This is a genomic window from Myroides marinus (assembly GCF_900109075.1).
GTDB classification, from domain to species: Bacteria; Bacteroidota; Bacteroidia; order Flavobacteriales; family Flavobacteriaceae; genus Flavobacterium; species Flavobacterium marinum_A.
The window spans coordinates 65,791-79,083 of sequence record NZ_FNYS01000010.1 but is presented as its reverse complement, the minus strand read 5'-3'; the positions used below and the strand labels follow the sequence as shown (position 1 = coordinate 79,083).

General features: G+C 33.3%; 8 protein-coding genes. 4 read left to right on the top strand and 4 right to left on the bottom strand.

Annotation, left to right across the window (positions count from 1 at the left end; translation table 11 throughout):
- Positions 1-56 precede the first annotated feature (56 nt).
- Together BMX53_RS11430 and BMX53_RS11425 are read right to left on the bottom strand one after the other, a co-directional pair.
- Positions 57-2,906, bottom strand: coding sequence for a TonB-dependent receptor (locus BMX53_RS11430; protein WP_074746436.1), 2,850 nt, complete (start codon positions 2,904-2,906; stop codon positions 57-59).
- A gap of 5 nt (positions 2,907-2,911) precedes the next feature.
- A complete protein-coding gene (locus BMX53_RS11425) occupies positions 2,912-3,763 on the bottom strand; it encodes a tyrosine-protein phosphatase (RefSeq protein ID WP_074746434.1) in 852 nt (283 codons plus the stop codon).
- A 413-nt stretch (positions 3,764-4,176) separates the two neighbouring features.
- Here BMX53_RS11425 and tilS point away from each other — a divergent pair, with 413 nt between their 5' ends.
- The 3 genes from tilS to BMX53_RS11410 all read left to right on the top strand — a co-directional run bounded on the left by tilS (position 4,177) and on the right by BMX53_RS11410 (position 8,597).
- Positions 4,177-5,496, top strand: coding sequence for a tRNA lysidine(34) synthetase TilS (tilS, locus tag BMX53_RS11420; RefSeq protein WP_074746432.1), 1,320 nt, complete (start codon positions 4,177-4,179; stop codon positions 5,494-5,496).
- Positions 5,493-7,472 (top strand): protein-disulfide reductase DsbD family protein, encoded by a 1,980-nt coding sequence (locus tag BMX53_RS11415; protein WP_074746430.1) that lies wholly within the window; start codon positions 5,493-5,495, stop codon positions 7,470-7,472. Before tilS ends, BMX53_RS11415 begins: the two co-directional genes overlap by 4 nt.
- Positions 7,473-7,751: 279 nt before the next feature.
- Entirely contained in the window at positions 7,752-8,597 is an 846-nt protein-coding gene (locus BMX53_RS11410; RefSeq protein ID WP_074746428.1) for a DUF2911 domain-containing protein, read from the top strand.
- A gap of 151 nt (positions 8,598-8,748) precedes the next feature.
- Here the strand turns inward: BMX53_RS11410 and BMX53_RS11405 are convergent, their stop codons facing one another.
- Entirely contained in the window at positions 8,749-9,897 is a 1,149-nt protein-coding gene (locus tag BMX53_RS11405) for a hypothetical protein (protein WP_074746426.1), read from the bottom strand.
- Between the two features lie 261 nt (positions 9,898-10,158).
- Here BMX53_RS11405 and purB point away from each other — a divergent pair, with 261 nt between their 5' ends.
- The gene (gene purB, locus BMX53_RS11400; RefSeq protein WP_074746424.1) at positions 10,159-11,508 is read left to right on the top strand and encodes an adenylosuccinate lyase; all 1,350 of its coding nucleotides are present in this window, start codon (positions 10,159-10,161) and stop codon (positions 11,506-11,508) included.
- 137 nt (positions 11,509-11,645) lie between these two features.
- Here the strand turns inward: purB and lpdA are convergent, their stop codons facing one another.
- Positions 11,646-13,037 carry a dihydrolipoyl dehydrogenase gene (gene lpdA / locus BMX53_RS11395; RefSeq protein ID WP_074746422.1) on the bottom strand — a complete coding sequence of 464 codons (1,392 nt, stop codon included), beginning with the start codon at positions 13,035-13,037 and terminating at the stop codon, positions 11,646-11,648.
- Positions 13,038-13,293 lie beyond the last annotated feature (256 nt).

Here is a 13,293-nt window from a genome sequence, read left to right as displayed (position 1 = left end):
CTAAATATAAAAAGCCTCATCATCAGATGAGGCTTTTTTTGTGCTTAAAATTTGTATTAAAAGATATCTATACGAGCACCTACTTGCCCTTTTACTCCATACCATTCATAAGAGGTAATACGGCGTTTGTCTCCCATATATTGTTTTAAAGGTTCGTTTGTTAAGTTGTTTAACTCGACAAAGAACTTAATCTTCTTGTTTAGTGTGAATGTAGCCGAAGCATCTAATGTAAAGTTACTATCTGTCCATACATAGTAATCTTTTCCTAAGTTCTGATTAATAGCATTGATAGATTTACCTCTGTAATTACCAGCTAATCTAACCATAACTTTTCCTTTTTCATAGAATAGAATTATGTTTCCTAAGTGTTTAGATTGGTCAGGAAGAGATGTTTTGTCTGTTACTGTAAGTAATTGACCATTTTCTCTGTATTGCCTAGGTACATTTACTTTACTATCAATGAATGTGTAGTTAGCTTCTATACCAAATCCACTCCAAAAACCAGGTAGAAAATCAAAACGTCTATTCATTCCTATTTCTAATCCTGCTACTGTCGCATCTTCTAAATTTTTAGCTTCCTTAACGATATAGGTAGAGTTGTTTTGAGTGAATTGAGATTCATTAGTAAAAATTACATTCTTTATTTTTTTGTAAAAAACACCTCCTGATAATAAACCTACATTGTCAAAGTACCTTTCATACATCAAGTCAAGATTATTAGAGATAGTTGGTTTTAGATCTGGATTACCTCTTGTAATTACCACATCAGCTCCTGTCGTATTGATCGATTCTCCAGGTGTCATATCACCAAAGTTAGCTCTATTAAATGTTTTAGTATAAGCGAAACGTAGATTAGAACTTTCATCAAGATTGTAACGTAAGTGTAACATAGGTAAAAATACGTTATAGTCATTTTTGATTTCTGATGCTGACAGTACTGTCTGTTTGGTATTCTGATCAGTACTAGCTTTAGTTCCAGTTAATTTTGTAGTCGTATATTCATTTCTAAGACCTCCTGTTACAGTAAGGGCATCTGTAGCTTTGTAAGTTGCCATTACATAACCAGCATATACATTTTCTCTTGCTTCATATACATTAGTAGGATTTGTTGCAGGAGTATAGTCTTGGAAATTATGAGACTTTAGGTAATCTGGAGTAAATAGTTGATATAGCTGATTTTTAGTAAGAGGATCAATAGCTAAAGCATAATAGTTATAATCTCCTTTCATATTGGTGAAATAACCGTTTCCTTTAGAGAATCCCTTTCTATTAAGATCACTTAGTTTATCTCCTTTACCTGCATAAGTGTATAAAGATCCATAAGTACTGTTTCTAAGTTTTGTTCTGAATTTAAAACCTCCTTTAAAAGTTAACTTGTCAGATAATTCATTCTTTACATTTATTTGAGCTATTATATCATTTTCTTTATTGTCTAATTGCATGATAGTTAAGCTACTCAAGTATAGTTTTTCTGGATTAAGTGTCTCATTAGGGTTCTTTAAACCAGGAGTGAATTTTAAAGGATCATATCCTGCATTACCCCCATCAAATCCCCAGTATAGTAATCCATCTTGTGATAAGTTATTAAATCCACCAGTGATAGGCTGGTAAAAACTAGCAATTGGCAATCCTTTTTTATCTGTTGTAGATGGAGTGTCTAAGAAATATTTAGAGGTATAATCGCTAAAAGACCAATCAAGCTTTGTCTTGTCCGATAAACTGTGTACTCCTCCTAATTCTCCTCCTGTTAATCTAGTTTGATAATAAGAATATCTATAGTTGTACTGATAGCGACTTTTTGAATAATCAATATAAGATTCATATACTGGGCGTATATCATTAAACTTGTCATAAAGTCCTCTAAAATAAACTTTGTGATCGGCATTAAACTCATATTCGAGACCTAGATTAACACCATAAGTTTGGCGTTTTCCCATATATCTTTTGAACATTACATTATTTATTGCATTGCGTTCATTTTCGTTTTTACTACCTGTATTGTATTTCACATCAAAGGCATCAGACCCCCACTGTCTATCCCATATAGCACCTACTAGTATAACACCTAGTTTATTGTTTAAAAATCTATCTCCATATACTAAGGATCCATTGTATGTAGTTTTACCTGAGAAGTCATTATAACCACCAGCTAAACTTCCTCCAAGCTTTTTAGAAAAAGGAGCAGTACGAGTGATGAAGTTGATAGAACCTCCGATAGCATCTCCATCCATGTCAGGAGTAATCGCTTTAGAGACTTGTACATATTGTATTAATTCTGAAGGGACAGCATCAAGTACAGTTGATCTATTCCCCATAATATTAGAGCTAGGTAATCTGTTTCCATTAAATAAGGTAGAAGTCCAAGAGAAAGGAGTTCCTCTAACTGTTGCTGCATCAGCCTCACCATGATATCTAGCAACAGCTACTCCTTGTATACGTTGTACTGCCTCAGCAGCATTTCTATCAGGTAGTTTTCCCATAGCATCAGCGGCAACAACATCCATTATAGCTTGAGAATTCATTTTGATACTATAGGCTTTGGCTTGTGAATTGGCCATAGGACTTTTAATCACAACTTCATCTAAAACAGAGTCATCAGCCTCTAGTTTAATAGGCCCTAAATTATTTAACCCTTTATTTATTTTTAGTTGTAACTTCTTGTCGGTATAACCAATAAAAGATAGTACTAATTCACAATCTCCTTCTTCATCAGCGATAAGAGAAAAACTGCCATCTAATTCAGTAGCTGTGTTTTTATTTTGATTTGGAATACTGACGATTACCCCAGGCATAGCACCATCTTCAGTGATTACAGTTCCTTTTATTTGTTGAGCAGTAATATATTGAACACTTCCTAGAAATAAAGCACCACAGACAAAAGCTAGTTTAGTATAATTCTTTTTCATAACTATTATTTAGTGTATTTCTGACGTAACTTTTCAATGTCAGTTGAAGTGATATTCATTTCTTTCTTTAGGAAATTCTCTACACTTCCGTATTTAGTGTTTATGGCCTCAAAGAAAGCCCTGATATACTTTGGTTTTAGAGCCATTCTTTCTTCTATTGTTTCTTTTGACAGTCCTGTTGCTTTTACCATAGCAGCATATGTTTGTTCAGACTTGTCTCCACCTACTTTTTTCTTCTCTTTTAAGAATACATTAGAAGCCACATAATCTTCCTCTATTGTTTCCATTGGTACCTGTAATATGTAGTATATTAATGCAGTAGCCATACCTGTTCTATCTCGACCACCTGTACAGTGATAAAGAATAGCTTCCTTGTCAGAATTGTTTAATAATTTATCAAACATCAGTCTGTATCTATCTCCAAAGTATTGTACACCTTTTTCTCCATAGAAATCCATAAGAAAACTATCGTCATTGTTCTTTATCTTTTCTATGAAATCTCCATAGTTTCCATTAGCAACATTTTCACTGCCTGCAGGACATAGATAGTATTGTGCACCTTCGGGTAATTTATCTGGAGCTTGTTTAGCTTCGTCTGTCCCTCTAAAGTCAATCACGCTAGTAATGTGTAAGTCTTTTAATTCCTTTAAATCTTTATCAGTTAATGTGCTTATTTCTGCAGATCTAAATATTTTGTCTGTAAGTACTTTTTTACCTGTTGTAGTTGTATATCCACCGATATCTCTAAAGTTTATAGCACCTTCTAGAGGTAGTAAGATTGGTTTCTGTGTTTCCTGAGCAAAAATTGAGGTTGACTGTAATACAAGTAATCCAAATGCTAGAATAAATTTTTTCATAATAATATAGGCTGTTAATTATTTTTAGCAAATCTATGATTACTTGTTATTTGTTAAGTTAATTGAAAATAAATAGAATGTTAATTAATGTGTTTGTTTTTATGTTTTTTTATTGTGTTAATGTTGTTAATTGTAGTTAATAATTAAATTAATGTTGTGTATTTTTTTTGGTGTCTGTTTCTTTTTAAGGATAGTTGGGATAAGGTACTTTTTTGTTGTGTAGGGAAGGATACTGAAGAGGGGACTCTTCTTATAATCTGAAAAAAAGCATTTTTGGGTTTGGTTATAATCTTTTCAACTATTTGTATAATCTTTTATATAGTAAGACTTATAGTCTTAATCTAGGTTAAAAAAACACAAAAGAGGGGAGAGTAATTAAATTATTTTAGTTACTTTGTTGACTTTAGTATAAAATGTTTAATCAATTTAAAGAACACGTAGAGAATAACTTTACAGAGTTATTAGACCAACCATTACTTTTAGCAGTTAGTGGGGGGATAGACAGTATTGTCTTAGTACATCTATGTCACAGATTAGAACTAGATATTGCCATTGCACATTGTAATTTTCATTTAAGAGGTGAAGACAGTAATGGAGATCAAGCTTTTGTAGAAGAGTTTGGTGACAAATTAGGAGTGCCTGTTTTTGTTGCAGAGTTTGACACAGAACAGTATGCCAGTGAGAATAAAGTCTCAATACAGATAGCAGCACGAGAGTTGCGTTATAATTGGTTTAGAGAATTAGCAGCACGAGAGAATAAGACTTATTTACTGACTGCTCACCATTTAGATGATTCTATGGAAACTTTCTTGATTAACTTATCAAGAGGAACAGGAATAGAAGGATTATTAGGGATACCTGCTCGTAATGGTTACATTAGAAGACCATTGTTGCCATTTACTAGAGAGGATATTGCTAATTATGAAGCAGAGAATCAAATAGGTTGGAGAGAAGACATAACGAATAGTCAAACAAAATATTTGCGCAATAAGATTCGTAAGAATATATTGCCATTGCTTAAGGACACTAATACACATTTTAGTCAATCCTTTATGCAGACAGTAGAGTATCTACAGCAGACAGTAGATTTGAGTAATGATGCTAGTAACTATTTTTATAATCAAGTAGTCAAAGAAGATGAAGAAGGACAACTTATAATTAATTTAATAGCACTAAAACAACTGTCTAATCCTAAAGCATATTTATACAAGTGGTTGTCACCATTAGGATTTACAGCTTGGGATGATATAGTAGAATTAATAGACGGAATGTCAGGTAAGACTGTATATTCATCTACACATATACTACTGAAAAATAGAGAAGAGTTTATCATTAAACCTGTCTCTAAAGAAAAAGAGAATAAAGAACGAATATATTATTTAGAGAACAAACAAACATTAACCCAACCACTAAAGATCAGTATTACACCTTATGAAGAAAAAGAGTTAAAGATTGATACTTCGACTATTTATGTAAATGGAGACTTACTAACATTTCCATTGACTATACGCAAATATCGAAGTGGAGATAAGTTTATTCCCTTTGGAATGAAAGGAACTAAGAAAATAAGTAAATTCTTTAAAGACGAAAAGTTTAGTCAATTTGACAAAGAGAATACTTGGCTTCTATGTTCCAATGAAGATATTGTATGGGTTATCGGTAGTCGAATGGATGAACGATTTAAGATAAAAGATACAACAACCAATATTATTAAAATTCAAATTAACCTATGAGAAAATTAGCTTCTTTGCTACTTCTTTTAGTGTCATTTGTGACGGTTCAGGCTCAAGTAGCTAACCCAGCTAAATGGCAAACTAAAATCGAGAAAAAGTCCGATACAGAATATACGATCACTTGGGATGGTATTATTGCTGAAGGATGGCATATGTATTCTCAGTACACACCAGAAGGTGGCCCCCTACCTACAGAGTTTCTTTATAATAACCAAGAAGGGAATTATGAATTAGTAGGTAAAGCTAAAGAGAGTGAAACGAAGACTACATTTAACGATGTATTCGGAGTAGATGAGACTTACTATGTAGGACCTGTAAAGCTTGTACAGGACATTAAATTAACAAACGCTGCTACTGAAAATATTCAAGTAGAGTTAGCATACCAAGTATGTGAAGAGATGTGTATAAGTCAGAGTAATTTATTTGTTTATGACTTAAAGACTTTGACTGCAAAAGAAGTTAAGAACTTCGAAGAATTAAATACAACTTCTGTAGATACAAAGTCAACAGAAGACACTACTAATAATGCAGTTGCAACAGATGCGAATAACAAGCAAGAGAAAAAAGGATTGTTTACTATCTTTTTCTTAGCTTTCTTATCTGGATTCGCTGCTTTATTAACTCCATGTGTATTCCCTATGATTCCTATGACTGTAAGTTTCTTTACTAAACAGTCTAAAACTAGAGCTAAAGGGATTAAGAATGCTATTATTTATGGATTATCTATTATCCTTATCTATGTAGTATTAGGAACTATTGTGACTGCAATATTTGGAGCAGATTCATTGAATGCACTTTCTACGAATGTGTATTTTAATATAATCTTCTTCGTTTTATTAGTTGTATTTGCGACATCATTCTTAGGAGCATTTGAGATTATGTTACCTAATTCATGGGCAAACAAAGTAGATTCACAAGCAGACCGTGGAGGTATTGTAGGTATTCTATTTATGGCATTAGCACTAGCTATTGTATCATTTTCATGTACTGGACCTATCGTTGGAACATTATTAGTAGAAGCAGCATCTAAAGGAGGTATCGCACCTATTGTAGGTATGTTAGGGTTCTCTCTAGCATTAGCATTACCATTTATGTTGTTTGCTATGTTCCCAGGATGGTTAAACTCTATGCCACGTTCAGGAGGATGGTTAAACACAGTGAAAGTATCATTAGGATTCTTAGAGCTTGCTTTAGCATTCAAATTCTTATCTAATGCAGACCTTGTATTACAAGCACATTGGTTAGAAAGAGAAGTATTCTTAGCGATCTGGATTGCTATTTTTGGAGCATGGGCATTGTATTTACTTGGCAAAATCAAATTGCCACACGATAGCCCTACAGAGAGTATATCAGTAGGTAGATTATTTATGGCTTTAGTAGTTTCTATATTCACTATCTATATGATTCCAGGATTATGGGGAGCACCTCTTAAGATTATCTCAGGTTTCCCACCTCCGATGACGTATTCAGAGAGCCCTTATGGAGTAGGTGGTAAAGGCGGTTCTGCAGATGCTGTAACTATTCCTGATGGAGCTAAATTAGGAGCACATGACATCATTGCTTTTACAGACTATGAAAAAGGTATGGCTTATGCTAAGTCAGTAAACAAACCAGTTTTACTTGATTTTACAGGTTTTGCTTGTGTGAATTGTCGTAAAATGGAAGACTATGTATGGTCAGAACCTGCAGTGTTAGGTGTTCTAAAGAATGATATTGTTCTTATCTCATTATATGTAGATGATAAAAAAGAATTACCTGAAAGTGAACAATATATTTCAGAGACTACAGGTAAGAAAGTAAAAACTATTGGTAACAAATGGAGTGATTTCCAAATGAAAAATTACCACGCTAATGCACAACCTTACTACATCGTTTTAGATAAAGATGGTAACCGTCTTAATGAAGCAGTAGGTTATACTCCAGATGCAGAAGAGTATAAAACTTGGTTAGAAAGCGGAATTAATAAAGTAAAATAAGTTTTACAATTTATACTTAGAGAAGCCACGTGACTATCACGTGGCTTTTTTGTTTACCATAATTTGTGTACTAAATATATCACATAACACCCTTACTTCGTTTAGATAAAAAAAACGAGGTCGTTTTGAGAAAATTTTAAGAAGAAAGTTAATACATTTGATAACCTTCCTTTTAGGAATAAAAAACACAATATTTAATAAATGACTTTCTCCAGTTTTGTTGTGTGATATAAGTTAATATATCACTGTGGAGAAGTTCATAAAAATAAGCTTAGAAAGATGAAAAGAAGTTTAGTTGCATTGTCATTTGCATTGTTTACACTATGTACACAAGCACAAGTTCATACCCCACCTACGAGTACTAAAGCAGAGTCGCATCAAGTAGTAGGACTTACAGATGTGAAGATAGATTACTCTAGACCTAATATGAGAGGACGTCTTGTATTCGGTGATTTAGTACCTTATGGTAGAATGTGGAGAACAGGAGCTAATATGAATACAGTAGTTACTTTTGGTAATGATGTAGAGATAGGTGGTAAGAAGTTAAAAAAAGGATCATATGCATTATATTCTATTCCTAAAGTAGAGGAGTGGGAGATTATCTTCTATGCAGATACGAATAACTGGGGATTACCAGATAAATGGGATGAGAGTAAAGTAGCGCTATCAACTAAAGTGAAACCTATTGGATCAGATCGCAAATTTGAGACGCTTACAGTAACTGTAAACAATGTGAACATTGATTATGCAGACTTAGAGATTATGTGGGAAAAGACAGTAGTTCCTGTTCGTTTTAAAGTGCCAACTGATCAATTAGCTATGCAAAGTATAGAAGAGACATTTGACGGGCCTACAATCGTTGATTACTATGGAGCTGCAGAATACTACTTCTTAACGTCAAAAGACCTTACAAAAGCCTTAAATTGGGTAGATAAAGCTATAGAGAAATCAGCTGATAAAGTTCCTTACTATTTCGTACGTCTTAAATCTCAAATTCAAGCTAAAGCTGGAGATAAGATAGCGGCAGTAGAAACAGCTAAATGGGCTTTAGAGTTAGCGGAGAAAGCAAATAACTTAGACTATATCAAGATCAATAAAGACGCGATTAGAGAATGGTCTAAGTAATTAAGAATGAACAATGAATAGTTAAGAATACCTACCTTCTGTATTATTGATTTGGGGTATTCATAATTATACATTGATTGCAAAAAAATATAATGACTAAAAAAGGGGGGCTTAAACAAGCCCCCCCTTTTTGTTATATTGATAAATATTTTTATTTCATTTGCATAATGCCATTTGTTATAAATTCTAATTTATTACTTTCATAATAGTCACCATTGGCTAATAATGCTTTATATTGGAAGTAATATTTTCCTTTAGGCATTAAATTAGTATAATACTGTATAGCATAAAATTGTTGTAAACTACGATCTCTTACTAAAGCTGGTACATTAGGAGTCCAAAATGTCTCGAAAGTATTCATTGTTCTAGAAGGAATAGTAACATCTTTATTATTAGATGTTTCCATATATATTGTTTTTTGATCTTCTAAGTAGATTACTAACGTAGTGCCTAGAGCTTCGTATTTTTTAGCGCAATTTGAAGTTCCTACTCTGTATACACCATACATATTACCATGTATTAGGATAGTAGTGTATTTATTGTCAGAAGATCTAATTGCTTTTACACTGTGTAGTCTAGGAGTAGTATTCTCTACATATATACCAGGAGCTATATTATTTAATAAATCTTCATATCTCCTAGCAGGTACATATCTTTTCTCTTTATACTGATTAAAGTCAAACATTGAATTAAAGTAATAATCCATTTTATCACCCGCTTTAAAACCTAGATAGGTTAGTTCAGGCATATTCGTATCATAAAAGACAGTATCAGGTATTTTAAAGTGAATAGATTTTTTATCTGTTCCTATTTTTGTGCTTATTTTAATACTATCTGTAAAGGTTTTATTGATCAGATACATATCTATAGTAGTGTGTTCTATAGGGTCTTCAGTATAGAAAGCATATTCTCTATTAGTATGTAACATTCTTTCATTGAAAAAACAGCTTTGCTCTTTAGTTATTTTATTGTAATCAAATTCAAAAGCCTTTGTAGTATATGTATATACCTGAGATGAGTTTTTCTTATTTTTGTAAATCAGTTGATAAGTTGTTCCAGGTTTTAGGCCAGTCACAGAGCTGTTCGTAATATCTGTTTTTGTATAATTAGCGTCTCCCTTTGCTTTATACTCCCACCATCCACCAGAGAACCCACCATTAAACTGGAGTCTATCTACACAGATACCTATAAGAGGTATCTCATTATTAGTTTGTAACTCTGGAATAGAATCATCAGATGATTGACAATTCGTTAAACATAAACTAATTAGAGCTATGTAAATAATTTGTTTTATTTTCATATTTTTTTAAGCAAAAATAGTTATAAATATATGTTTTTTGATAATTTTAGATAAAATATTTTTTAATTACATATATAGTGATGTTTCGCTTAATTTAAAGAAATAGACATTTATTAAATTTTATTTATGCTATGGTGAAGGCAAACACCACACACCACATACCATCAAAGAAAAACTAATATCAATCATCTTTTTTATTTAAGTTTTTTCTATTCTATGTCGAATACTTTATCTTTGTCCTTTAACAACACAATCTAAAATATGCTAACAGAATTAAATGCTATTTCGCCTATCGATGGGCGTTATAGAGGTAAGACCAACGCACTAGCTAATTACTTCTCAGAAGAAGCACTTATCAAGTACAGAGTACTAGTAGAAGTAGAGTATTTCATTTCATTATGTGAGCACAACGTACCTCAATTAGCGAATGTTCCAGCTTCTGTCTTTCCAGAATTAAGAAAGATATACCAAGAGTTCTCTACAGAAGACGCTCTATGGATTAAGGAAATGGAAAAGACTACGAATCACGATGTGAAAGCAGTAGAGTATTTTATTAAAAGCGCATTTGATATTTTAAAACTAGAAGAGTACAAAGAGTTTATTCACTTTGGACTTACTTCTCAAGATATAAATAATACATCTATTCCTTTATTGACTAAAGAAGCATACGAAGATGTATATAAACCTTCTTTAATATCAGTTATTGACCGATTAAAAGAGTTGAGTTTAGAGTGGAAAGACGTACCTATGTTAGCTCGTACACACGGACAACCAGCTTCACCTACTCGTTTAGGTAAAGAGATTTACGTATTCGTAGAGCGTCTAGAGCAACAGTTAACTCTATTAGAGCAAGTACCTTTTGCTGCTAAGTTTGGTGGAGCTACAGGTAACTTTAACGCACACCATATCGCTTACCCAAAACAAGATTGGAAGCAGTTCGGTACTGACTTTGTTGAATTGACGTTAGGGTTAAAACACTCTTTCCCAACAACACAGATCGAGCACTATGACCATTTCGCTGCATTCTTTGATGGATTAAAACGTATCAATACTATCCTTATTGACCTAGACAGAGATATCTGGACGTATGTGTCTATGGATTACTTCAAACAAAAGATTAAAGCAGGTGAGATCGGTTCTTCAGCTATGCCACATAAAGTAAATCCTATTGACTTTGAGAACTCAGAAGGAAACTTAGGTATTGCTAATGCAATCTTCGAACACTTAGCAGCTAAATTACCTATCTCTCGTCTTCAACGTGATTTGACAGATAGTACTGTGTTGCGTAATGTAGGTGTACCATTCGGACATACACTTATTGCTTTTGAATCAACTCTAAAAGGATTGAATAAGTTGTTGCTTAACCCAGACAAGTTTGAACAAGATTTAGAAAACAACTGGGCAGTAGTAGCAGAAGCTATTCAGACAATCTTAAGAAGAGAAGGATACCCTAATCCTTACGAAGCATTAAAAGATTTGACTAGAACAAATACAGTGATTAATAAGACTTCTATTCACAGCTTTATCGATACATTAAATGTATCAGATGTGATTAAGACAGAACTTAAACAAATCACTCCAGCTAATTACTTAGGTGTAGATGTCTTATAATTAGTGCAGTTGACAATATAACAATAAAAGCCTCTCGAGTGAGAGGCTTTTGTTATTTATATGCTTTTGCAATTATAACCCATAAAAAAATAGGCTACCTTCTGGTAGCCTATTTTATATTTAGAATAATCTAATTCTTATAAGTGGATTACTTCACCGTAAGCGTCAGCTACAGCTTCCATCACAGCCTCACTCATAGTAGGGTGTGGGTGAACTGCTTTAAGGATTTCGTATCCAGTAGTCTCTAATTTACGAGCTACTACAGCCTCAGCGATCATATCAGTAACACCAGCTCCGATCATATGGCATCCTAACCACTCACCGTATTTAGCATCAAAGATAACTTTAACGAATCCGTCAGGAGTACCAGCAGCTTTTGCTTTACCTGAAGCAGAGAATGGGAACTTACCAACTTTGATTTCGTATCCAGCCTCTTTCGCTTTTTTCTCAGTCATACCTACAGAAGCGATCTCTGGAGTAGCATAAGTACATCCTGGGATATTTCCGTAATCTAATGGCTCTACATGGTGTCCAGCGATTTTCTCAACACATAAGATACCTTCAGCAGAAGCTACGTGAGCTAAAGCTTGTCCAGGTACTACGTCACCGATAGCATAGTATCCAGGAACGTTAGTTTGGTAGAAGTCATTAACTAAGATTTTATCTCTATCTGTCGCGATACCTACTTCTTCTAATCCGATGTTCTCGATATTAGTTTTGATACCTACAGCAGATAATAAGATGTCAGCTTCTAATACTTCTTCACCTTTAGCTGTTTTTACATAAGCTTTTACTCCTTCACCTGTAGTATCGATACGCTCTACAGAAGAGTTAGTCATAATGTTGATACCATATTTCTTTAAAGAACGCTCAAATTGTTTAGAGATATCTTCATCCTCTACAGGAACGATATTTGGCATAAACTCAACAATAGTTACATCAGTACCCATTGATTTATAGAAGTAAGCGAACTCAACTCCAATAGCACCAGAACCAACAACAATCATTTTCTTAGGTTGTTGAGGTAATGTTAATGCTTGTCTGTATCCGATTACTTTTTTACCATCTTGAGGTAAGTTAGGTAACTCTCTAGAACGAGCACCTGTAGCGATGATAATATGATCAGCAGAAAGCTCAGTTACTTTACCATCTTTGTCAGTAACATCTACTTTCTTACCTGGTTTAACTTTTCCGAATCCATCGATAATCTCGATCTTATTCTTTTTCATTAAGAATTGAACTCCTTTGCTCATTCCATCAGCTACGCTACGAGAACGTGCGATAACAGCATTGAAATCTTTATCTACATCACCATTAATAGTCAATCCGTAGTCAGAAGCGTGTTTAAGGTACTCAAACACCTGTGCCGATTTAAGAAGAGCTTTAGTTGGGATACATCCCCAGTTTAAGCAGATTCCTCCTAAATTTTCTTTTTCAACAACTGCAACTTTAAAACCTAATTGAGAAGCTCTAATCGCAGTAACGTAACCTCCAGGGCCACTTCCTAAAACAATAATATCGAATTTCATATATGTATATATTTCTATATTTTATGCTACGAAAATAATCATTTATTTCTGTTATTGAAACTTTCAATGCGAAAAGTTGATAGTCTGTAACTAAGAGAATTGCAAGGAGTGTGGCTTATTTAGCTATTCGAATATGACATTTATTATCAAAAGAATGATTTTGTTGATAATCTTTTAAAAAAGCACCGATGATTATTGAAGTAAAAAAGATTGAAATTTTTGTAATAACCCATTTGTATGACGGGTGTTTAAGTCA